The sequence below is a fragment of the Sphingomonas sp. Tas61C01 genome, assembly GCF_052567495.1.
On sequence record NZ_CP199583.1, the window covers coordinates 934927 to 956440 of the forward strand.

18 protein-coding genes are annotated in these 21514 nt (G+C 68.2%); 8 read left to right on the plus strand and 10 right to left on the minus strand.

The features are described 5' to 3' along the window. Positions 1 to 148: 148 nt before the first annotated feature. Positions 149 to 2251, plus strand: coding sequence for an HAD-IIIC family phosphatase (locus tag ACT009_RS04345; protein ID WP_445193142.1), 2103 nt, complete (start codon positions 149 to 151; stop codon positions 2249 to 2251). Between the two features lie 19 nt (positions 2252 to 2270). Here the strand turns inward: ACT009_RS04345 and ACT009_RS04350 are convergent, their stop codons facing one another. Together ACT009_RS04350 and aspS are read right to left on the minus strand one after the other, a co-directional pair. Further along, positions 2271 to 3044 (minus strand): polyphosphate kinase 2 family protein, encoded by a 774-nt coding sequence (locus ACT009_RS04350; protein WP_445193143.1) that lies wholly within the window; start codon positions 3042 to 3044, stop codon positions 2271 to 2273. A gap of 35 nt (positions 3045 to 3079) precedes the next feature. Then, the gene (gene aspS, locus ACT009_RS04355) at positions 3080 to 4876 is read right to left on the minus strand and encodes an aspartate--tRNA ligase (protein ID WP_445193144.1); all 1797 of its coding nucleotides are present in this window, start codon (positions 4874 to 4876) and stop codon (positions 3080 to 3082) included. Positions 4877 to 4992: 116 nt separating this feature from the next. Between aspS and rnd the strand changes: the two genes are divergently transcribed. After that, entirely contained in the window at positions 4993 to 6159 is a 1167-nt protein-coding gene (gene rnd / locus ACT009_RS04360; protein WP_445194012.1) for a ribonuclease D, read from the plus strand. A gap of 69 nt (positions 6160 to 6228) precedes the next feature. Here the strand turns inward: rnd and ACT009_RS04365 are convergent, their stop codons facing one another. From ACT009_RS04365 to ACT009_RS04380, 4 genes are read right to left on the minus strand one after another with little or no spacing between them, the layout of a single operon-like run. Continuing rightward, positions 6229 to 7719 carry a Ppx/GppA phosphatase family protein gene (locus ACT009_RS04365; protein ID WP_445193145.1) on the minus strand — a complete coding sequence of 497 codons (1491 nt, stop codon included), beginning with the start codon at positions 7717 to 7719 and terminating at the stop codon, positions 6229 to 6231. Beyond that, entirely contained in the window at positions 7720 to 9885 is a 2166-nt protein-coding gene (locus tag ACT009_RS04370) for an RNA degradosome polyphosphate kinase (protein WP_445193146.1), read from the minus strand. Beyond that, positions 9882 to 10517 (minus strand): HdaA/DnaA family protein, encoded by a 636-nt coding sequence (locus tag ACT009_RS04375; protein ID WP_445193147.1) that lies wholly within the window; start codon positions 10515 to 10517, stop codon positions 9882 to 9884. The genes ACT009_RS04370 and ACT009_RS04375 overlap by 4 nt, the downstream gene beginning before the upstream one ends. Continuing rightward, positions 10514 to 11770: a heavy-metal-associated domain-containing protein gene (locus ACT009_RS04380; RefSeq protein WP_445193148.1), complete on the minus strand. Its 1257-nt coding sequence runs from the start codon at positions 11768 to 11770 to the stop codon at positions 10514 to 10516. Before ACT009_RS04380 ends, ACT009_RS04375 begins: the two co-directional genes overlap by 4 nt. Before the next feature lie 62 nt (positions 11771 to 11832). Between ACT009_RS04380 and purM the strand changes: the two genes are divergently transcribed. Genes purM through ACT009_RS04400 form a run of 4 tightly spaced genes read left to right on the plus strand, consistent with a single transcriptional unit; the run spans position 11833 to position 14471 of the window. Then, a complete protein-coding gene (purM, locus tag ACT009_RS04385; RefSeq protein ID WP_445193149.1) occupies positions 11833 to 12936 on the plus strand; it encodes a phosphoribosylformylglycinamidine cyclo-ligase in 1104 nt (367 codons plus the stop codon). After that, positions 12926 to 13492, plus strand: coding sequence for a phosphoribosylglycinamide formyltransferase (purN, locus tag ACT009_RS04390; RefSeq protein ID WP_445193150.1), 567 nt, complete (start codon positions 12926 to 12928; stop codon positions 13490 to 13492). Before purM ends, purN begins: the two co-directional genes overlap by 11 nt. Next, on the plus strand, positions 13489 to 13860 hold the full coding sequence (locus tag ACT009_RS04395) for an MmcQ/YjbR family DNA-binding protein (RefSeq protein ID WP_445193151.1): 372 nt from the start codon (positions 13489 to 13491) through the stop codon (positions 13858 to 13860). The genes purN and ACT009_RS04395 overlap by 4 nt, the downstream gene beginning before the upstream one ends. Then, a complete protein-coding gene (locus ACT009_RS04400; protein WP_445193152.1) occupies positions 13857 to 14471 on the plus strand; it encodes a hypothetical protein in 615 nt (204 codons plus the stop codon). The genes ACT009_RS04395 and ACT009_RS04400 overlap by 4 nt, the downstream gene beginning before the upstream one ends. Positions 14472 to 14695: 224 nt before the next feature. Here the strand turns inward: ACT009_RS04400 and ACT009_RS04405 are convergent, their stop codons facing one another. The 4 genes from ACT009_RS04405 to ACT009_RS04420 form a co-directional block, all read right to left on the minus strand. Next, positions 14696 to 15226: a GNAT family N-acetyltransferase gene (locus ACT009_RS04405; RefSeq protein WP_445193153.1), complete on the minus strand. Its 531-nt coding sequence runs from the start codon at positions 15224 to 15226 to the stop codon at positions 14696 to 14698. Positions 15227 to 15230: 4 nt separating this feature from the next. Further along, positions 15231 to 15653, minus strand: coding sequence for a nucleoside-diphosphate kinase (gene ndk / locus ACT009_RS04410; protein WP_445193154.1), 423 nt, complete (start codon positions 15651 to 15653; stop codon positions 15231 to 15233). A 75-nt stretch (positions 15654 to 15728) separates the two neighbouring features. Beyond that, positions 15729 to 16169: a DNA polymerase III subunit chi gene (locus ACT009_RS04415; protein WP_445193155.1), complete on the minus strand. Its 441-nt coding sequence runs from the start codon at positions 16167 to 16169 to the stop codon at positions 15729 to 15731. A gap of 22 nt (positions 16170 to 16191) precedes the next feature. Next, on the minus strand, positions 16192 to 17670 hold the full coding sequence (locus tag ACT009_RS04420) for a leucyl aminopeptidase (protein ID WP_445193156.1): 1479 nt from the start codon (positions 17668 to 17670) through the stop codon (positions 16192 to 16194). Positions 17671 to 17829: 159 nt separating this feature from the next. Between ACT009_RS04420 and ACT009_RS04425 the strand changes: the two genes are divergently transcribed. Continuing rightward, positions 17830 to 20067: an LPS-assembly protein LptD gene (locus ACT009_RS04425; protein ID WP_445193157.1), complete on the plus strand. Its 2238-nt coding sequence runs from the start codon at positions 17830 to 17832 to the stop codon at positions 20065 to 20067. Positions 20068 to 20146: 79 nt separating this feature from the next. Then, a complete protein-coding gene (locus tag ACT009_RS04430; RefSeq protein WP_445193158.1) occupies positions 20147 to 21508 on the plus strand; it encodes a peptidylprolyl isomerase in 1362 nt (453 codons plus the stop codon). The last annotated feature ends 6 nt before the right edge of the window (positions 21509 to 21514 follow it).

Consider the following 21514-nt stretch of genomic DNA (forward strand, 5'->3'; position numbering starts at 1 on the left):
GGCAAGCGGACGAAGCCGGATCGAACGCGAGGTGGTGAGCGCCGTGCCTGTGGGTGCGACGCACCTCATGTTGATCGATGAGAAGCATAAGCCTCTCCATCTTGGCCGCCCGACGGACTAGACAGGCGTGCGACGCAGCGGAGACAGCATGGTAGATTCCTCACGCGACCGGGCGGCTGCCGGCGCATCGCTCCGTGCCCAGCGCGCCGAGATCGCTGCCAGCCTCGCTGCGCTCGTCGGCGGCTGGCCCAAATACGCAACGTCCTACGCCGCCGATCCCGCCGGTTTCGCCGCGACGGAATATCACGCGCTGGTGGATTATCTGGCGCGTGCCGTGGAGGGCGACGACGAGACCTATCTGAGCCTCTACATCGGGGAGAAGGCCAAGCAGTTTCACGATCCCGCCTCCCCGGCCGAGGCTCGCAAGGCGCGCGAGGCCGAGTTGCTGGCTGGCGAGCGGGGGGTATTCCTGCGATCGGTCGACGATGCCGCGCGTCCGTTCGTCGACGCGGCGTTCGACCGGGTCGACAATGCCCTCACCGGCGAGGCGGTCGCCGAGGTGAAGGCGCTGTTCGTCGGCGACTGCCTGTTCCTCGACGTGATCAGCTTCCTCACCGCGCCCGCGCTCGCGGACGGCATCCGCATCGTCCCGACCTTCGTCACCTCGCACGACGCGCGCGATATCAAGGCGCAGGTATCGGCGCTCGCCGACGAGCGGTTCGACGTCGTCTTCTTCAGCCCCTTCACCTACGCTTTCCTCGGCTCGTACGAGGCGCTGCATCGTCCGCGGGTGCTCCGCAATCCTGCCGACGCGTTCGCGACCGTCGATCGCGCGGTGGCCGAGGGTGTCGACACGTTCGACGTGATCGCCGACCTGTTCGATTGCCCGATCGTCGCGCACCTGCCGGCGCCGCTGCTGCGGAGCGAAGGCACGCTGCGGGAGCGTATGGCGGCGGCCAGCACCGCACCGCTGCGCCACCGCGCGACGCGGCGTCTGGCGGCGGCGATCAAGTCGCGGGCCGAACAGCGCAACGAGCGTGGCCAGGTCATCTACACGCTCGACGAACACGCCGTCATCGGCAAGCACGGGATGGCAGAGGCGGGTCGCTTCCTGTTCCGATCGGACCTGCAGCATCCGGCGGTGTTCGGCGCGCTGCTGGCGAGCAGCTATCGCGACATCGTCATGGTCGTCGGGCGGCTGCTGAAGCGCAAGCTGATCGCATCCGATCTCGACAACACCTTGTGGAGCGGGGTGATTGGCGAGGGCCTCGGGGTGACGCACCACCGCGACCGGCACGACGCCCTGGCCAGGCTGAAGGCGCGCGGGATCGTCCTGACGATCAATTCCAAGAACGATCCGGTAAAGGCGAAATGGGCGCCCGAGGCGGGGCTGCTCGACTTCGACGACTTCGTGTCGCGGCAGATCAACTGGGATCCGAAGCCGCTCAACATGCGGCGCATCGCCGAGCACCTGAACCTGAAGGTGAAGGACTTCGTCTTCATCGACGACCGCGCCGACGAACGCGCCCAGGTCGCGGAGGAACTGCCGACGGTGCTCTCGCTGGATGCGCTCGACGCGCGGACATGGCGGCTGATGTCGCTATGGGCCGACCTGCTGCCGGCGAAGGCCGGAGCGGACCGCACCGACTTCTACCGCCAGCGCGACAGCCGCCAGGCGTTCATCGCGAGCGAGGTCGAGGCCGACGCTAGCGAGCGCGAGGCGACGCTGACCAAGCTCGGCCTCACGCTGACGATCCGCGAGGCTGCGCCGGCGGATGTCGATCGCGCGACCGATCTGATCAACCGCACCAACCAGTTCAACATGACCGGCGCCCGGGTGACCAAGCGCGAGATCGCCGCGCTCGCAGAGGGTGACGATTCGTGGGTGCTGATTGCCGACGCCGCCGACCGGTTCGGCGCGATGGGCACGATCTCGGTGCTGGTGCTGAAGCGCGGGCCCGACGGGTTGGGCGTGCTCTACTTCGTGCTGAGCTGCCGCGTGTTCGGCTACGGCATGGAATTTGCCCTGCTGGAGCATGCGCGCCGTCTGACCGGGGCGGGCGAAGCGCTGTCGGGATTGCTGGTCAAGACCGACTTCAATCAACCCTGCCAAGGCGTGTATGCCGAGGCCGGGTTCGACCAGCATGACGATCGCTGGGTGCTCCCGCGCGCTATTGAACGCGAGATCGCGGTGAAGCCGTGGCTGACCGTCCATGGCCCGGCGCCGTCGGAACTGAGCATGGCGGACTGATCCGCCGGCGCAGTGAGCCTCAGCCCGCCAACGCCGCGCGCGCGACGCGCTCCACTTCCGGGTCGAGCTCGGGCGGGGCCATCGGCACCTCCTTCGCGAGGCGGTCGGCGACCAAGGTGAGGGCGGCGATGCGGGCGGCTTTCTTGTCGTTGCCGTCGACGACGTGCCATGGCGCGATCGACGTGTCGGTCTGCGCGAACATGTCGTGCATCGCGGCGAGGTAATCGGTGCGGTGTGCGCGGTTGCGGAAGTCGTCGAGGCCGGTCTTCCACCGTTTCCACGGATCGTCGAGGCGGGCGAGCAGGCGCTTGTCCTGCTCCTCCTGGCTGGTGTGGACGAACAGCTTGACCAGCGTCGTGCCCGATTCGACCAGCGCCGCCTCGAACGCGTCGATTTCCGCATAGCCCGCCTGCCATTCGGCGGGCGTCGCATAGCCCTCGACCCGTTCGACCAGCACGCGGCCGTACCAGCTGCGGTCGAACACCGCGATATTGCCGGGCTCGGGCAGCCGGGTGCGGAACCGCCACAGGAAATCGTGGCTCTTTTCCTCCGCGCTCGGCGCGGCGATCGGATAGACCTCGTAGTTGCGCTGATCCCATTGCGCCGTCAGCCGCTGGATGATGCCGCCCTTCCCCGCCGCATCCCAGCCCTCGAGCATCACCACCGCCGCCTTGTGGTGGACGATGTGCGCGACCTGGATGTGCTCCAGAGTCACCTGCAGCGCGGCAAGATCGCGCTTGTAATGGCCCTTGTAGCGGCGGCCGCGTTCATAGTCGGCAAGGTCAATGCTCATGCGCGTCTCCGGGGTTGCGGAGGCGATAACGCGCTTCAGCCGGGCTTGGGGCCGTCGACCGTCACCTTGATGTTGAGTTCCTTCAGCTGCTTCGCCGTCGCATAGTTGGGCGCGCCCATCATCAGGTCCTCGGCGCGCTGGTTCATCGGGAACAGCACCACCTCGCGCAGGTTCGGCTCGCCCGCGAGCAGCATCACCATCCTGTCGATCCCGGGCGCCGATCCGCCATGCGGCGGTGCGCCGCACTTGAAGGCGTTGATCATGCCAGCGAAGTTGGTGTCGACATCGGCCTGGGTATAGCCCGCGATCTCGAACGCCTTGTACATGATCTCCGGCCGGTGGTTCCGGATCGCGCCCGACGACAGCTCCACGCCGTTGCAGACGATGTCGTACTGATAGGCGAGGATATCGAGCGGATCCTTGGTCTCCAGCGCCTCCATCTCGCCCTGCGGCATCGAGAAGGGGTTGTGGCTGAAGTCGACCTTCTTGGCGTCCTCGTCATATTCGAACATCGGGAAATCGACGATCCAGCAGAATTCGAAGCGCGACTCGTCGATCAGCCCGAGCTGCTGGCCGACCCGCGTGCGCGCGAGGCCGGCGAGCTTGGCGGCCTGCGCTTCCTTGCCCGCGGCGAAGAAGATGCCGTCGTTCGGCCCGATGCCGAGCGCGGCGGCGATCGCCTGCATCCCCTCCTGGCCATGGTTGTTGGCGATCGGGCCGCCGAACACGCCGTCCTTCTGGGTCGCGTAGCCCAGCCCGGGAAAGCCCTCGCCCTGCGCCCAGCTGTTCATCTCGTCGAAGAACTTGCGGCTCTTCTCCGCGGTGTTCGGCGCCGGCACCGCACGGACGACGTCGCCGCCCTCGACCATCGACGCGAACCGGCCGAAGCCTGACCCGCGGAACTGCTCCGAGACGTCGGTGATCAGAATCGGGTTGCGCAGGTCGGGCTTGTCGTTGCCGTATTTCAGCATCGATTCGCGGTAGGGGATGCGCTGGAACGGCAGCGCGGAGACGGTGCGGCCGCGCCCCTGCCAGTCGGCGAATTCCTCGAACACACCGTGCAGCACCGGCTCGATCGCGGCGAACACGTCTTCCTGGGTGACGAAGCTCATTTCGAAATCGAGCTGGTAGAATTCACCTGGGGACCGATCGGCGCGCGCATCCTCGTCGCGAAAGCAGGGCGCGATCTGGAAATAACGATCGAAGCCTGCAACCATCAGCAGCTGCTTGAACATCTGCGGCGCCTGCGGCAGCGCATAGAACTTGCCCGGATGAACCCGGCTCGGCACCAGGTAATCGCGCGCGCCCTCGGGCGATGAGGCGGTCAGGATCGGGGTCTGAAACTCGGTGAAACCCTGCCCGTTCATGCGGTTACGCAGCGAAGTAATGACCTGGCTGCGGAGCATGATGTTGGCGTGGAGCCGTTCGCGCCGCAGGTCGAGGAAGCGGTAGCGCAGGCGGATATCCTCGGGATATTCGTTGTCGCTCGCGACCGGCATCGGCAGCTCGCCGGCGTGGCTCTGCACCACCGCCTCGGTCGCGCGGACCTCGATGCCGCCGGTCGGCAGGTTCGGGTTCACCGCCTCGGTACTGCGCGCCGTGACGGTGCCGGTGATCGTCACCACGCTCTCGCTCTTCAGCGATTCGATGACCGTGAATGCAGGGCCCGACACGTCGGTGACGATCTGGGTGATGCCGTAATGGTCGCGCAGGTCGATGAAGACCAGGTCGCCATGATCCCGCTTCTTGTGGACCCAGCCCGAGACGCGGACCTGCTCGCCGACCTGTTCGGGACGGAGGGCGGCGCAATTATGGGTGCGATAGGCGTGCATGATCGGGTCTTCTCGTCAGGATTTCGCGCCGGGTTGCGCCGGCGGGTGCGAGCCCGGGCGCTTCCGGTGCGCAACGCACTTTGTCAAGGCGGACGGGTGTGGCTATGGACCGTGCGATGCACGTACACCCGTTGATTACAGATAGCGCGACCCTCGCCAATCTCTGCACCCGCCTCAGCGCCGCCGACTTCGTGACGGTGGACACCGAATTCATGCGCGAGAGCACCTATTACCCGGAGCTCTGCCTGATCCAGATCGCCGACACCAACGAGGCGGCCGCGATCGATCCGATGGCGCCGGGGCTCGACATGACGCCGCTGCTGAACCTGATGACCGACAACGAGGATGTGCTGAAGGTCTTCCACGCGGGCGGGCAGGACATCGAGATCGTCTACAATCTGACCGGCAAGACCCCGCATCCGCTGTTCGACACCCAGGTCGCGGCGATGGCGCTCGGCCAGGGCGAACAGATCGGCTATTCCAATCTCGTCGACAGCTGGCTCGGCATCCAGATCGACAAGGGCGCGCGGTTCACCGATTGGGCGCGCCGGCCGCTCGACGAACGGCAGATCGATTATGCGATCGGCGATGTCACGCACCTGTCGGCGATCTTCCCCAAGATGCTCGAACGGCTCCGCAAGACCGGGCGCGGCGGCTGGCTGGACCAGGAGATGGAGCGGCTGGCGGACCCCGCCAATTACGCCAACGATCCCGATCAGGCATGGAAGCGCGTCAAGATCGCCGGCCGCAAGCCCGAGGTGCTCGGCCGGCTGAAGGCGCTCGCCCGCTGGCGCGAATTGGAGGCGCAGGCCAAGGATCTGCCGCGCGGCCGCATCGTGAAGGACGAGACGCTCGGCGACATCGCCGGCCATCCGCCGCGCAAGCAGGCCGATCTCGCGCGGGTGCGCGGCCTGTCGCAGACCTGGGCGCAGAACGACATCGGCGCCCGGATGATGGCGGCGCTCGAAAACGCCGCCCCGCTCGACGCCGACGAACTGCCGCCGCGCGACGATCGCAAGCCCGGACTCGGCAAGGACGGATCGTTGGTCGCGGACCTGCTGAAGCTGCTCCTCAAGATCCGTTCACGCGACATCGACGTGGCGTCGAAGCTGCTGGCGCGCACCGACGAGCTCGAGGCACTGGCGGCGGGCGCACGGACCGGGTTGCCGATGCTGGAGGGCTGGCGCTTCGACCAGTTCGGTCGCGACGCGCTCGATTTGGTCGAGGGCCGGCTGGCGTTCGCGGTGATCGGCGGCAAGCTGAAGATGACGCGGACGGAGTAGCGGACCGGATTAGCGTCCGGACTCATCTTCCTTGTGTCCCCGCAACGACGGTCGCGTGAGCTTAGCCCGTCACCCCAGCACCGCGGCCAGCCCCATCCGCGCCGCCAGCGCCTGATGCCGCCGCTCCACGGCGTCGCCGTACAGCGCACGGTCGCCCGGCTCGATCGTCAGCACCACGCCGCCGCCATCCAGCGCGAGTTGCGAGCGTTTCAGCGGCGCGGCGATGCCGCCCGACAGTCGCTGGCCGAGCCGGATCGCGAGCCCCCACCGCGCCGCGATCGCGAGGTCGGCCGGGGACGCGAGCACCGCTAGCGGCTCCGGCGGAACCGCCCCGCCACCCAGGCTGACGTAAAGCGCCTGGGCGAGCATCGCGCGTTCGGCGGCGTCGATCGCGACCCAATTGCCGTGCAGCGCGATCTCGACCCCGCGTTCGGCGCGGAAATCCGGGTTGGCGTGCCAGCCGACGTCGGCGAGCAGGCAGGCCGCGTGGCGGATGCGAGCGTGCGCCGCCGGCTCGACGGGGAACAGCGGCGCGATCCAGCGGTCGAGCAGGTCGCCATGTTCGGCGAAGCGACCGAGCAGCCTGCCCTCCTCGCGGGTGCCGACGATCAGCGGATCGAGCGCGCGGGTCTCGGCATCGAGGTTGCCGTACAGCAGCCCCTCGCGCAGCCCGAACGACGACGCGATCGCGGTGGTGCTGCCGAGTTCGCGCAGCAGCACCGACAGCAGCGCCGCCGCGTCGCCGAGCGTCGTCGCGCGGCCCGACGACAGGCCGGAGATGGCGCGCAGCCGCGGCTTGGTGAGATGCGAGATGACGCGACCGAGCCGCACGACGGTCGCCGACGACAGCGTGTAACCGTGGATAATCGGCAGCGGATACCCCGAGTCGATCATGTCGAGCTTGGCGAGTGCCCGCCACGAACCGCCGACCATATAGACCGGCAGCCCCTTGCCCCGGCCCGCCCAGCCCGCATCGCGGATCAGCCGCGTGACGTGGCGCTCGAACGCCTTGTCGCGCCGCGCGCGCAATGCCGAGATCCGCAGCACGCCGAGCGGAAAAGAGACCCGGTCGGTGATCGTGCCGGCGACGACGCGCACCAGCTCCAGGCTGCCGCCGCCGAGATCGCCGACGATCCCGTCCGCCTCGGGCAGTGCCGAGATCACCCCCTGCCCCGCCGCGACCGCCTCCTGCTCGCCCGACAGCAGCTCGACCTTCAGCCCGAGTTCCTCCGCCGCGGCGATCAGCGCCGGGCCGTTCGACGCATCGCGGACCGCGGCGGTGGCGACGGTCCGGACCGCCGCCTCCATCTCGCGCGCGACCGCCGCGAACCGCGCCAGTCCCGCGACCGCGGCCTTGAACGACGAGCGGTCGATCGTGCCCGTCGTCGCGAGGCTGCGGCCGAGCCCGGCCATGACCTTTTCGTTGAACAGGATAGCGGGTAGCCGCGGATGGCCCTGATACACCACCAGCCGGATCGAGTTCGACCCGATATCGATGATCGCGGTGCGCGGCTGCGCCTCCGCCGGGTCGGCGGCCGTCCTGCGCGAGAACAATGCCACCTAGCGGCGGCGCCTGAGCGAGAGCGTCGGCACCGCATCGCTGGCGCCGATCGCCGCACCGCGGCCGGACAGCGACGGATTGATCATGAAATACCGATGCAGGTTGAACGGCTTGTCGCCGGGCTCGTCACGCACATAGCGGCCATCCGGCTCCAGCTCCCAGCTTTGTTCGGTATCGATCAGGTTCGCGACCATCACCTGGTCGAGCACCTGATCGTGTACCGTGGGATTTTCGATCGGCAGCATATATTCGACCCGGCGGTCGAAGTTGCGCGGCATCCAGTCCGCCGAGGAGATGAACACCCGCGCGCCGTCGTTGGGTAGCGCCGCGCCGTTGCCGAACGCGAAGATGCGGCTGTGTTCGAGGAAGCGGCCGATCACCGATTTGACGCGGATGTTCTCCGACATGCCGGGCACGCCGGGGCGCAGGCAGCAGATCCCGCGGATGATCAGCTCGACCTCGACCCCCGCGCCGCTCGCCTCGTACAGCTTGTCGATGATCGCCGGATCGACCAGCGAATTCATCTTCGCCCACACCCCACCGGGCAGCCCGGCGCGGACATTGGCGATCTCGGTATCGATCAGCGCGAGCAGGTCGCTGCGCAGGTCGCGCGGCGACAGGCTGACCTTGGCGATGTCGACCGGCTCGACATAGCCGGTGACGTAGTTGAACAATTGCGCGGCATCGCGGCCGATCCGCGCATCGGCGGTGAAGAAGCTGAGATCGGTATAGATCCGCGCGGTGACCGGGTGGTAGTTGCCGGTGCCGAAATGGCAGTAGGTGCGGAACTTGCCGCCCTCGCGCCGCACCACCATCGATACCTTGGCGTGGGTCTTCCATTCGAGGAAGCCATAGACCACCTGCACCCCGGCGCGCTCCAGCGCCGACGCCCAGTAGATGTTCTGTTCCTCGTCGAACCGCGCGCGCAGCTCGACCACTGCGGTGACCGACTTGCCCGCCTCGGCCGCGGCGATCAGTGCATTGATCACCGCGGGCTGCTTGCCCGCGCGGTACAGCGTCTGCTTGATCGCGATGACGTCGGGATCGATCGCGGCCTGCTTGAGATATTCGAGCACCACGTCGAAGCTCTCATACGGGTGGTGGACGATGATGTCCTTCGCCCGGATCGCCGCGAAGCAATCGCCGCCGAACTCGCGGATCCGTTCGGGGAAGCGCGGGACGTAGGGCGGGAATTTCAGGTCGGGCCGGTTCTCGTCGACGATCGTGTCGAGATCGCCGATCCCGAGCAGATTGCCGCTTTCGGTGATGATCGCATCGGTCTTGCCGAGCTCGCTCTTCAGCACCGCGGCCAGCGCCTCCGGCATGCCGGTCTCGAGCTCGAGCCGGATTACCCGGCCGCGGCGGCGGCGCTTGATTGCGTTGGCGAAGTAGCGGACCAGATCCTCGGCTTCCTCGTCGATCTCCATGTCGCTGTCGCGCAGCACCCGGAACGCCGCGGCGCCGCCGATCTCGTAGCCCGGGAACAGCAGCGGCGCGAACCGCTTGAGGATCGATTCGATGGTGACGTAGCGCGCAGGCTCCCCGGGAATCCGCACGAAGCGGGCAGCGCTGACCGGCAGCATCACCAGCTCGCGCACCGGCTCCTTGTCCGATCGGCGGACCAGGTCGAAGATCACCGACAGTCCCTTGTTGGGAATGAACGGAAACGGGTGCGCGGGGTCGAGCGCCTGGGGGGTGAGGATCGGGAAGATCTGTTCGCGGAAATGCGTCTCCAGCCATTCCGTGGCCTCGGCATCCACCTCGTCGCGACGCAGCACGTGGAGCCGCGCCTCGTCGAGCGCGTTGCGCAGGTCGCCCCACACCGCCTGCTGGCTCGCCATCAGCGCATCGGCTTCCTCGGTGATCGCGCCCAGCTGCTGCCCGGCGGTGAGCCCGTCGGCGGAGCGGCGGTCGACCTCCTTCAGCTGCTGGCCCTTCAGCCCCGCGACCCGGACCATAAAGAATTCGTCCAGGTTCGACCCCGAGATCGACAGGAAGCGCAGCCGCTCCAGCAGCGGATGCGCAGGATTGCACGCCTCCTCCAGCACGCGGCGGTTGAACGCGAGCCAGGAGAGTTCGCGATTGAAATAACGATCGCTCGCCTCCGGACCGAAGGGATCGTCATCGGGATCGGCGAGATGGGCGATGTGCGCTGGACGGGTCATCGGTCGGTTCTAGGCTGCGAGGATTGCTGGCTCGTGACAATGCCCGCCTCGGCGAGCGTGGTCCGGGCGAGCGGTATCGATAGCCGCTTGCGTCGTTCCAGCACCTCCTGATCGAGCACGTCGACAACGCGCTGGATCGCGACATGGCTCCGCTCCACGCGCGCGGCGAGCCAATCGATCAGGTCGGCGCGCGCATCGAGCCCGCGGCGCGCGAACAGGTGGGTGAACAGCGCGCGCATCAGCTCGTCGTCTGGCGCGCCGATCGCGACATGCGTGCTCGCGACCAGCCGCGACCGCAGATCGGGGAGCTTTACCGCCCATTCCGGCGGCACCGCGTCGGCGACGATCACCAGCGGCCGCCGCTCCGCTTGTGCGGTGTTCCAGGCGTGGAAGATCGCGGTCTCGCTCTGCCGTTCGGCGTCGTCGATGATCGTGCCCCCGCTCTTTGCGGCGAAGATGCGGGCGAGCAGGCTGCGTCCCGATTTGCGCGGGCCGGTCAGCACCGCCGCCATCACCGGCCATGCGCCCCAATGTTCGAGCTGGTGGGCCGCGCGGGCGTTCGACGGCGTGACCAGGAATGCGTCGGCGCGCGGATCGTCCGGCCAGGCGAGCGGCAGCGCGATCTGGCTCATCCGGTCGGCGCGCCGTCCGGGGGCAGATCGGGCGGCACCAGGCGGGGCGCGCGGCGGATGCGGATCGTCTGCCCGCTGCCGAGCACCTGATAGCCGCGCGACTCGAGCGCCGCGCGCAGCGTGTCGGGGCTGCCGTCGAAGCTGACCCGCAGCAGCGACACCCCGCCGAGCGCCAGGCTGGTGGTCGCGGCCGACTTCACGCCGGGGATCGCGCGCAGCGCCTGTTCGGTGTTCGCCACTGCGGACGCGGTCGGGGTGTCGAACTGGATCGTGATCGCCACCTCCTGACCGGTGGTGGTCAGCACCCCGCTCACGTCGGTCAAGTCGTCGTCGACCGCCACCTCGTCGATCACCTCCGGCGTCGGGGCCGGCGGCGGTTGCAGGCTGAAGTCCGGGCGCAGCGCGCCGCCCCTGAGCGCACGCTGGTACAGCTCGTCGAGCCGCTTGACCCCGACATCGAGCAATTGCGGCAGACCCGCCGCGGTGCCGACCTTCAAGGTGAAGCTGCCGAGCTCGCGATTGTCGGGCCCGTGCCGCGCCTGGAACACGCCGATCACCGGCCCGCCGGGATAGGTGCGATACAGCCGCACGGTCGGCACCAGGATGTCGTCGGCGCCATATTGATCGAGGATCGTCCGCCACCAGCCCCGCCCGGGCCGCAACACCTGCCCTGCATTCATCAACAGCGAATCGGCGCCGGTGCCCGACGGACGGACATAGTCGACGCTGCTGTTGCCGGTGCGGAACCGGGCCCACGCCTCCTGCCAGTCGTTGCGGCGTTCGAACGCGGTGGCGACCCCGCCCGACACCTGCAACGGGATCACCAGCATCGGCGGCGAGCGATCCGCATAGGCCGAGATGCCGAGCAGGCTGCTCGCCCGCGCGCGGTTGAACAACACGCCGAGCTTGGCGATGTAACGGGTCGGGCCGATCTGTTCGTTCTCGACGACGATCCCCGACACCATCTGGTCGAGCGTGCCGTCGGAAACCGATCCGCCGCCCGCGCCGAGCCGGCTGGACAACTGTCCCCAGGCCTTGCGCTGCGCCAGTCGCCAACCGCCGTATCGCGCGGCATCGGCGGTCTTGGCGGCGACGTCGACCGTGATCCCGCTGACCTCGTAACTGCCCGAGCTGTCGATCGGGGTGACCCCCTTGCCGCCCTCGGACTGGCCGGTATCGATCTGCGCGATCGCGGCGGCCCCGGCGAGAAGCGCGGCGATCGCCAGCAGGGTCGACGGGGGACGGACACGCATCCGCGGCCTTTTGGCGAACCAGACGTGGAAATCCAAGCGGGATATCGATAGCAGCGTCCCGCATGACCACCGACACGCCCGCCGCACCCTATACTTATGCCGATGCCGGCGTCTCGATCGCGGCGGGCAATGCGCTCGTCCGCGCGATCGGTCCGCTCGCCCGGTCGACCCGGCGGAGCGGCGCCGACGCCGATCTCGGCGGCTTCGGCGGCTTTTTCGACCTGAAGGCGGCGGGCTTCGTCGATCCGCTGCTGGTCGCCGCCAACGACGGCGTCGGCACCAAGCTGAAGCTCGCGATCGAATGGGACCGGCACGAGGGCGTCGGGATCGATCTGGTCGCGATGTGCGCCAACGATCTGATCGTGCAGGGCGCCGAGCCGGTGTTCTTCCTCGATTATTATGCCTGCGCGAAGCTGGACGGCGGGATCGCCGAGCGCGTCGTCGCCTCGATCGCGGAGGGCTGCAAACAGGCCGGTTGCGCGCTGATCGGTGGCGAGACCGCGGAGATGCCGGGCATGTACGCGGAGGGAGACTACGACCTCGCCGGCTTCTGCGTCGGCGCGGTCGAACGCGATGCGGTGCTGACGGGGCGCGATATCGCCGCGGGCGACGTGATCCTCGGCCTCGCCTCCTCCGGCGTCCATTCGAACGGCTTCTCCCTAGTCCGCCGCCTCGCCACCGATCGCGGCTGGAAGCTCGATCGGCCGGCGCTGTTCGATCAGGACAAGCTGTTGATCGATCACCTGATGGCACCGACCCGCATCTACGTATCGAGCCTGTTGCCGCTGCTGAAGACGCGGCGGATCAAGGGGCTCGCGCACATCACCGGCGGCGGGCTGCTCGAGAATATCCCGCGGGTGCTGCCCGAACAGACTCACGCAGTGATCGACGCCGACGCGTGGGAACAGCCCCGGCTGATGGCGTTTCTGCAGGCGCAGGGCAGCATCGAGCCCGAGGAGATGGCGCGGACCTTCAACTGCGGGATCGGCATGGCGGTGATCGTCGCGGCCGAAGACGCTGCGGAGGTCACCGAGGCGCTGTCCGCGAGCGGCGAGGCGGTTCACGCGATCGGACGGATCGAGGCGGGCGCCAGGGGCTGCACCGTCAGCGGATCGGCCGAGACGTGGAGCGCGCGCGGCGACTGGACCGCCACGCATGCCCAATGACACCGGCGTGACGAAGCGCGTCGGCATCCTGATTTCCGGGCGCGGATCGAACATGATGGCGCTGGTGGAGGCGGGTATCGACGTTGCGCTGGTCGCCTCCGACAAGCCCGACGCCGCCGGTCTCGCCTGGGCCCGCGACCATGGCCTCTCGACCTTCGCGCTGTCGCCCAAGGGCATCGGCAAGCCCGCCTACGAAGCCGCGCTGAACGTTGCGCTCGGCGATGCCGAGGTCGAGGTGATCGCGCTCGCGGGCTATATGCGGCTGCTGTCGGACGCGTTCGTCGCGGCGTGGCGCGGTCGGATCGTCAACATCCACCCGTCGCTGCTGCCGAAGTACAAGGGCCTCGACACCCACGCCCGCGCGATCGCGGCGGGGGACGCGGAGGCGGGATGTTCGGTCCATGTCGTCACCGAGGAACTGGATGCGGGGGAGGTGCTCGGCCAGGAGTTGGTGCCGATCCTGCCGGGCGACGATGCCGACGCGCTTGCCGCGCGCGTGCTGATCGCCGAACATCGGCTCTATCCCAGGATCCTCGCGGAGTTCGTGCGCCGATGACCGACAACCATGTGGACGTCCTCGCCCGGATCCGCGAGGTCGCGCTCGCCATGCCGGAGACCGAGGAGCGCGTCAGCCACGGGCAACCGACCTTCTTCGTCGCGGGCAAGCAGTTCGCGCAGGTCCGTGACGATCATCACGGCGACGGACGACACGTGGTCTGCGTGCGGACCGGCGGCGACGACGAGCAGGGTATGCTGGTCGAGGCCGCGCCCGAAACCTATTCGCTGCCCGCCTATCTCGCCTCGTCGGGGTGGGTGGCGGTCGACCTGACCGGTGATTTCGACTGGCCGCTGGTCGAGGACCGGATCGCGCGCAGCTGGGAACTCGCCGCGCCGCGCCGGCTGCTGGAGGCGGGCGGGCGATGAGCAACGAAACGCCGGCCGAACGCCGCGAGGCCGCCGCGACCCGCCGCCGCTGGGTGACGCTCGCCGAAGTCCTCGCGATCGCCGGCGTCGTGATCGCGGCGCTGGGGCTGTGGAGCAACTGGTCCGATCGGCGTGCCGACGAGGCCGACAAGGTCGCAACCCAAGCGAGCCAGACCCGTGAGCGGATCCGGTTCGAGCTGAAAGGTCAGGTGATCGACGGCGGTGCCGCGGTGAAGCTGCTCCGCGACGACACCCACGCGCTCGGCGACGTCAGCGTGACCTTCCCGGCCGCGCTCGGCGTCGCGCCGAAGGATGCGGTCGACCACCGCATCGACCGCGACTGGTTCGCGCCGGCGTTGCTGAAACTCACCGACGGCGGCGCCGACGACGCCGAGGGACGGCTGCCGGTTCTGGTCCGCTACGACTACAGCGTCGACGACGTGAAGGCGTCGCGCACCGCGCTGTACGACATCGTCTGGCAGACCAGCGGGCGGGTGCTGCTCGGCCGGTCGCTGAAGATCACCGACTTCCGCCTGCGTGATCGATCCGCGACGGTGGCCGGGCTGAACACGGCCTGGGCCAAGGCCAAGCCCGCGAGCGGGAAGCGGTAGCCGACCCTCCCTTGTGTCCCCGCCAAGGCGGGGACCCAGTACTGGGCTCCCGCCTTCGCGGGAGCACAAGTTGGCGCTGAGATGCTCGCCCCAGCAAAGTCACACCCCGGCAAAGGCCGGGGCTTAGTTAAGCGACGCAGATTGGCAGAGGCGTTGCGTGGTTACGTCCACCTCCGCGACTGGGCCCCGGCCTTCGCCGGGGTACTTGCCCGAAGGTTACGCCCTCACAAATCCAGCGCGTAGACCAGATCGTCGTACAGCGTGCTGCCGACCAGATACTGCCGCTCGCCGACCACCGCGAAGCCGCCGCGTTCGTAGAACGCGCGCGCCCGCGTGTTGCGGCCGAGCACCCCCAGCAGGAGCCGGGTCATCCCCATGCCTCGTGCGTCGTCGATCGCGCGCTGCATCATCGCCCGCCCCAGTCCGGTGCCGTGCGCCAGCGACAGCGCATAGATGCGGCGCAACTCGATATCGGTGGAGGATAGCGCGATCGGTAGGTCGGGCGGCACCAGCAGCGTGTAGCCGATCGGTGCGGCACCATCGGCATGTTCGGCCAGCGTAACCGCCGCGCGCGGGTCGCCCGCCCAGGCGGCGAAAGCGGCGGGCGAGCTGTTCTTGCCGCAATGCGCGACGATGTCCGCGCCCGCGAGGATGCCGGCGAAGGTTTCCAGGAAGCTCGCCTGAGCCACCATCGCGACCGCGGGCGCGTCGGCGGTCGACGCGCGCCGCAGCCGCCAGACGGGCGAACCCGTCACCGGATCAGCCGACGATTTCTTCGGGCTTGAAGAAATAGGCGATCTCGATCTCGGCATTCTCGTCCGAATCCGATCCATGCACGGTGTTCGCCTCGATCGACTCGGCCAGTTCCTTGCGGATCGTGCCGGGCTCGGCATTGGCGGGGTTGGTCGCGCCCATGATGTCGCGGTTGCGCTGCATCGCGTTCTCACCCTCGAGCACCTGGACGACGACCGGGCCCGAGATCATGAAGCTGACCAGCTCGCCGAAGAACGGCCGCTCCTTGTGCACCGCGTAGAAGCCCTCGGCCTGCTCGCGGGTCATGTGGATGCGCTTGGAGGCGACGACACGCAGGCCGGCATCTTCCAGCATCTTGGTGACCGCGCCGGTCAGGTTGCGACGCGTTGCGTCGGGCTTGATGATCGAAAAGGTACGGTTCGCGGCCATGATGGTCACGGGCTCCTGGATGTGAGGCGGTGGAAAAGTGGCGCTCCCCTAGGCGGAGGGCGACCCGGATGCAAGCTAGGCGGCCTGTTCCCAGCGCCCGGCGTCGTTCTGCTTCCAGTAGCGCCGCTCCACGCCCTCGCGCTCGCCGAGCGCTTTCCAGGCAAGGCGCGCCTCACGGATCGCGTCGTCGTCGAAGAAGTGGAAGGCGCGGTCGAAATCGAGCGCGTCGTCGCGCCAGACGCCGTCGACCAGCGCGATGTTGCGCGCGCGATTGGCGGCGTCGACCTCGCCCGCGATCAGGATCGGCTGCGCGGTGTCGTCGCCCGCACCCTGTTCCGCATGCGGCAGGAAGCTGTCGGGCGCATAGCTCCACAGCAGCCGATCGATCGCGACCCGCTGCACCGGATCGCCCGCGACGATCAGCAACCGGCCGCCGCTGCCGACCACCTTCTCGGCGATCTGCGGCAGTGCGCGGTCGAGCGGGGTCGCGGTCAGATGGTAGAAGTCGACCTTCACGCTCCCGCTCCCCGCCCGATGCTCAACCCTCGAAATTGTCCGCGACGAAGCGGTCGAGCAGGCGCACGCCGTATCCGGTCGCGCCCTTGTCGTGGACACTTCCCGCCTTGTCGGACCAGACCATCCCGGCGATGTCGAGATGCGCCCATTCGACGCCCTCCTCGACGAAGCGCTGGATGAACTGCGCCGCGGTGATCGATCCGGCGCCGCGCGGGCCGACATTCTTCACGTCGGCGATCTGCGAATCGATGATCTTGTTGTAAGTATCCGAGAGCGGAAAGCGCCACAGCTTCTCGCCGGTCGCCAGGCCCGCGGCGATCAGCTGCCCGGCCAGCGCGTCGTTGTTCGAAAACAGCCCGCCATGTTCGTTGCCGAGCGCGACGATCATCGCCCCCGTCAGCGTCGCGAGATCGACGATCGTGTCGGGGGCATGCGTCTTCTGCACCCAGGTGATCGCGTCGCAGAGCACCAGCCGCCCCTCAGCGTCGGTGTTGAGCACCTCGATCGTCTGCCCCGACATCGAGGTGACGACGTCGCCCGGGCGCATCGCGGCACCGTCCGGCATGTTCTCGACCAGCCCGCAGACGCCGATCACGTTGGCCTTCGCCTTGCGCGTCGCGATCGCCTTCATCGCGCCCGCGACCGCGCCGGCACCGCCCATGTCCCACTTCATGTCTTCCATGCCGGCGGCGGGCTTGATCGAGATGCCGCCGGTGTCGAACGTCACGCCCTTACCGACCAGCGCGACCGTCGGATCCTCGGCACCCGCGCCGGCCCATTTCAGCGCGAGCAGCCGCGCCTCGCGCCGCGAACCCTGGCTGACCCCGAGCAGCGCGCCCATCCCGAGCGCCGCCATCTCGTCCTCGCCGAGCACGGTGATCTCGAGCCCCAGCCCCTCGACGTCCTTCGTCACCCATTCCACGAAGCTTTCGGGATAGAGGATGTTGGGCGGTGCCGAGACCAAGGTGCGGGTGAGCGCCATGCCCTGCGTCACCGCATCGACCTTGGTCCACGCGTCGTCGGTGCCCGCGGGCGCACCCGCGATCGTGATCGTCTCCAGCGTCGGCTTGGCCTTTTCCGCCAGCTTGGTGCGATACACGTCGTAGCGCCACGCGCGCTGGTGCGCGGTGGCGGCGAACCGCGCCGCCGCCTTCGCGGTCGGCGAATCCGCCGTCGCGGCGAGATCGACCACGACCTCCGCAGCGCCCGACGTCAGCAACCGCGCGGTGAGCGCGCCGCCCGCCTTCTCCCACGCCGCCTCGTCGCCATTGCCGATACCGAGCAGCAGCAGCTGCCGCACGCCGCCGTCGGTCGGCAGGAAGACCTCGAGCACGCTACCGGCATCGCCGGCGAAGCGCCCGGCGCGTGCCGCCGCCGATCCGATCGCGGCCGCCGACGCGCCGAAGCGGGTCCAGTCGAGGCGATCGACGCCATCCTTGCCGACCGGCAGCGCGATGATCGCGGCGTCGGCGGGCGCCGTGGTTACGAAACGGATGTGCATGGCAGGCCTCGAAGATAAGACGAATTCCGGTCGCTCTAGGCCAGCCGGCGCGCGTGGCAAAGCGCGCGATTGCAGCAAGCCGCTGAAATTGCGATAGGCCCGCTATGGTGTCGCCGTTCGGGGCGGTCGCACCGTCTTGAATGGGGTTGGTCGGGAATCGTGTTGCGTCTACGCCTCCTGGCCGGCTGTGCCCTGCCCGTCGCCCTGCTCGCGGGCATTCCCGCCGCCGCGCAGGATTTCCAGGACCGCCCCGCGGCCCCGCCGCCGCCGCCGGTCGCGCCGACGCCCGACGACCAGGTCCAGTTCAGCGCGGGTGCGCTGGAATACGATACCAACGCCGACATCGTCACCGCCAAGACCGACGTGCGGATGTTCCGCGAGGGCAACCGGTTGCGCGCCGATCAGGTGGTGTGGAACCGCAAGACCGGCAAGGTCGTCGCCACCGGCAACATCGCGGTCACCAATCCCGAGGGCGACATCGCCTATGGCGATTCGATCGAACTGACCGATTCGCTGCGCGACGGCGCGGTGCAGAACATGCTCGTCGTGCTCGAACAGGGCGGCCGGCTGGCCGCGGCCAAGGGCACCCGCTTCGACGACGGCAGGCTGGAGATGGAGAGCGCGGCCTATACGCCCTGCGCGGTCACGACCGGCGATGGCTGCCCCAAGGAACCGTCGTGGAAGATCACCGCGGTCCGCGTCACCTATCGCCCCGATCGCAGCCGGATCTACTACAAGGGCGGCCGTTTCCACCTGTTCGGGCTGCCGCCGATCCCGCTGCCCGACTTCTCCAATCCGATCGGCGGCGGCTCGGAAAGCGGGCTGCTGACCCCGACGATCCGCTACCGGCAGGTCAACGGGCTGGAAGTGGCGACCCCTTATTACTTTCGCCTGGCGCCCAATCGCGGACTGATCATCACCCCGCACGTCTTCACCGGCGTGCTGCCGATGCTCGAGACGCAATATAGCGCACTCAGCGAAGAGGGCGCGTTCCGCGTCACCGCACTGGGCACCTATAGCCGCCGCAGCGACGACCTGCAGACCGCGACGCCGACCAACACCGAGAACGCGTTTCGCGGCTATATCGACGGCATCGGTCGGTATCAGCTGTCGCCGACCTGGAGCATTTCGGGTTCACTCCGCGTGACCACCGACCGCACCTTCCTGCGCCGCTACGACATCTCGCGCGACGATCGGCTGCGCTCGACGATCAGCGTCGAGCGGATCGACGCCAACAGCTATTTCGCGATCAACGGCTGGGCGGTGCAGACACTCAGGGTCAACGACGACCAGGGTTTGCAGCCGATCGCGCTGCCCGAGATCGATTATCGCCGGCGGATCGACGATGTCGGGTTCGGCGGGCGGGTGATGCTCCAGGTCAACTCGCTCGCGCTGACCCGCACCGACGGCCAGGACACCCAGCGCGCGTTCGCGAGCGCACGGTGGGATCTGCGCAAGCTGACCCGCTGGGGGCAGGAGGTAACCTTCACCGCCTTCGCGCGTGGCGATGCGTACAACACCAACGACACGCTGACGACGGCGGTGGAGAGCTATCGCGGGATCGAGGGATTCCACACCCGCGCGATCGGCGCGCTCGCCGCCGACGTGCGCTGGCCGTTCGTCGGCGAATTCCTGGGCGGCACCCAGCGCTTCACGCCGCGCGTCCAGATCGTCGCCGCTCCGCGCGTCGCCAACCTGTCGCTGCCCAACGAGGACAGCCGCGCGGTCGACCTCGACGACAGCAACCTGTTCTCGCTCAATCGCTTCCCCGGCTACGACCGGTTCGAGGACAGCTCGCGCGTGACCTATGGCGCGCAATGGGGCGCGACGCTGCCCGGAATCAGTATCGATGCCACGATCGGCCAGAGCTATCGGCTGTCGACCCGCCCGACGATCCTTCCCGACGGCACCGGGCTGAGCGACCGCTGGTCCGATTTCGTCGGCCGCACCGAGGTTCGCTTCCACGATCTCGTCTCGATCACCCATCGTTACCGGCTCGACAAGGACGGTTTCGCGATCCGCCGCAACGAGCTCGACGCGACGATCGGCTCGCGTGCCACCTATCTGCTGCTCGGCTATCTTCGCCTCAATCGCGACATCGACGTGAACATCGAGGACCTTCAGGATCGCGAGGAGCTCCGCATCGGCGGCCGTGTGCAGTTCGCCAAATTCTGGTCGGCGTTCGGCTCCGCGGTGGTCGATCTCACCGACCGCGAAGAAGACGTGCTGTCGCTGTCCGACGGCTTCGATCCGGTCCGCCACCGCATCGGTGTCCAATATGAGGACGATTGCCTGCGGCTCGGGGTCGCCTGGCGCCGGGACTATCAGGCGACCGGCGACGCGCGCGCCGGCAACAGCTTCCTGTTGACGCTGGCGTTGACCAATCTCGGTCGCTAAGCCCCGGTTCAGCTGAATTTCCGCATTCGGCAGCGCACGTGCGACCGGGTGGGTCGGGCGATGATGAGGGCACGAGATTTTGACGCATGACTTTCGACCGGCGGCACGCAAGGGCCGGATGATCGGCACCGTGATCCTGACGGCGCTCGCCTCCGCGGCGATCGCGCAGACGGTGCCCGACCAGTCGGTGCCCGAGACCAACCTGGACATCCCGACCAATCTCCAGATTTTCGGCAAGCTCGACCCGAACGTCCGCAAGCCGACCGCGATCGTCAACGACACCGTGATCACCGGCACCGACGTCGACCAGCGCGTCGCGCTGATCGCCGCCGCCAACAACGCCGCCAAGCTGACCACCGAGGAACGCGATCGGCTGCGCTTCCAGGTGCTGCGTCAGCTGATCGACGAGACGCTCCAGATACAGGAAGCGCGCACCAACGAGATCACGATCACCAACGACGAACTCACCCAGAGCTTCGATCGCATCGCCAAGAATTTTCAGCGCACGCCTGCGGGCATGCGCACCTATCTGCGCGAGAGCGGATCGTCGGAGCGGTCGCTGAAGCGCCAGATCGAAGGCGAGCTCGCCTGGCAGCGTTACCTCCGTCGCAAGGTGGAGCCGTTCGTTAACGTCGGCGATGCCGAGGTGAAGGCGATCATGGACCGGCTGCAGGAAGCCAAGGGCACCGCGGAGTACAACCTCCACGAGATCTATCTCGGGACCGACGGCAGCAACAACGCGCAGGTGCTCGCCAATGCACGCCAGCTGATCGGCGAGATCCAGAAGGCGCAGCAGCCGTTCGAATATTACGCGCGCAATTTCTCCGAAGCCTCGACCAAGGGCGTCGGCGGCGATCTCGGCTGGATCCGGCTGAACACGCTGCCCGAACAGCTCGCCGAGGCTACCCAACAGATGCAGATCGGCCAGGTTGCGGGGCCGATCGAGACGCCCGGCGGCTATTCGATCCTCTATCTGACCGACAAGCGCGCGGTGTTGACCGCGGATCCGCGCGACGCCCGGTTGAGCCTGAAGCAGCTGACGGTGCGCTTCCCCGCCAACACCTCGCAAGCCGACGCTACCGCGCGCGCCGCCGAATTCGCCAAGACGGTGCAGACCATCCAGGGCTGCGGCACCGTCGAGAAGATCGCGGCGACGATCCGTGCCGAGGTCGTCGACAACGACACCGTGCGGGTCCGCGATCTGCCCGCGCCGCTGCAGGACATCATGCTGAAGCTCCAGATCGGGCAGGCGACGCCGCCGTTCGGGTCGCCGCAGGAAGGAGTGCGGTCGCTGGTACTGTGCGGGCGCGACGATCCCAAGACCGGCGAGCTGCCGAAGGCGGAAGCGATCCAGGGGCAGCTCGAACAGCAGCGCGTCAACCTGCGCGCGCAGGGCAAGCTGCGCGATCTGCGGCGCGATGCGGTGATCGAGTATCGGTGAGGCTGC

What these genes read in the sequence shown, in the direction of transcription:
- ACT009_RS04395 (WP_445193151.1), top strand. Translation starts at nt 13,489, where the DNA reads ATGACCGACAACCATGTGGACGTCCTCGCCCGGATCCGCGAGGTCGCG.
- ACT009_RS04375 (WP_445193147.1), bottom strand. Translation starts at nt 10,517, where the DNA reads ATGAGCCAGATCGCGCTGCCGCTCGCCTGGCCGGACGATCCGCGCGCC.
- ACT009_RS04370 (WP_445193146.1), bottom strand. Translation starts at nt 9,885, where the DNA reads ATGACCCGTCCAGCGCACATCGCCCATCTCGCCGATCCCGATGACGAT.
- ACT009_RS04400 (WP_445193152.1), top strand. Translation starts at nt 13,857, where the DNA reads ATGAGCAACGAAACGCCGGCCGAACGCCGCGAGGCCGCCGCGACCCGC.
- rnd (WP_445194012.1), top strand. Translation starts at nt 4,993, where the DNA reads ATGCACGTACACCCGTTGATTACAGATAGCGCGACCCTCGCCAATCTC.
- ACT009_RS04380 (WP_445193148.1), bottom strand. Translation starts at nt 11,770, where the DNA reads ATGCGTGTCCGTCCCCCGTCGACCCTGCTGGCGATCGCCGCGCTTCTC.
- ndk (WP_445193154.1), bottom strand. Translation starts at nt 15,653, where the DNA reads ATGGCCGCGAACCGTACCTTTTCGATCATCAAGCCCGACGCAACGCGT.
- purN (WP_445193150.1), top strand. Translation starts at nt 12,926, where the DNA reads ATGCCCAATGACACCGGCGTGACGAAGCGCGTCGGCATCCTGATTTCC.
- aspS (WP_445193144.1), bottom strand. Translation starts at nt 4,876, where the DNA reads ATGCACGCCTATCGCACCCATAATTGCGCCGCCCTCCGTCCCGAACAG.
- ACT009_RS04420 (WP_445193156.1), bottom strand. Translation starts at nt 17,670, where the DNA reads ATGCACATCCGTTTCGTAACCACGGCGCCCGCCGACGCCGCGATCATC.
- purM (WP_445193149.1), top strand. Translation starts at nt 11,833, where the DNA reads ATGACCACCGACACGCCCGCCGCACCCTATACTTATGCCGATGCCGGC.
- ACT009_RS04345 (WP_445193142.1), top strand. Translation starts at nt 149, where the DNA reads ATGGTAGATTCCTCACGCGACCGGGCGGCTGCCGGCGCATCGCTCCGT.
- ACT009_RS04350 (WP_445193143.1), bottom strand. Translation starts at nt 3,044, where the DNA reads ATGAGCATTGACCTTGCCGACTATGAACGCGGCCGCCGCTACAAGGGC.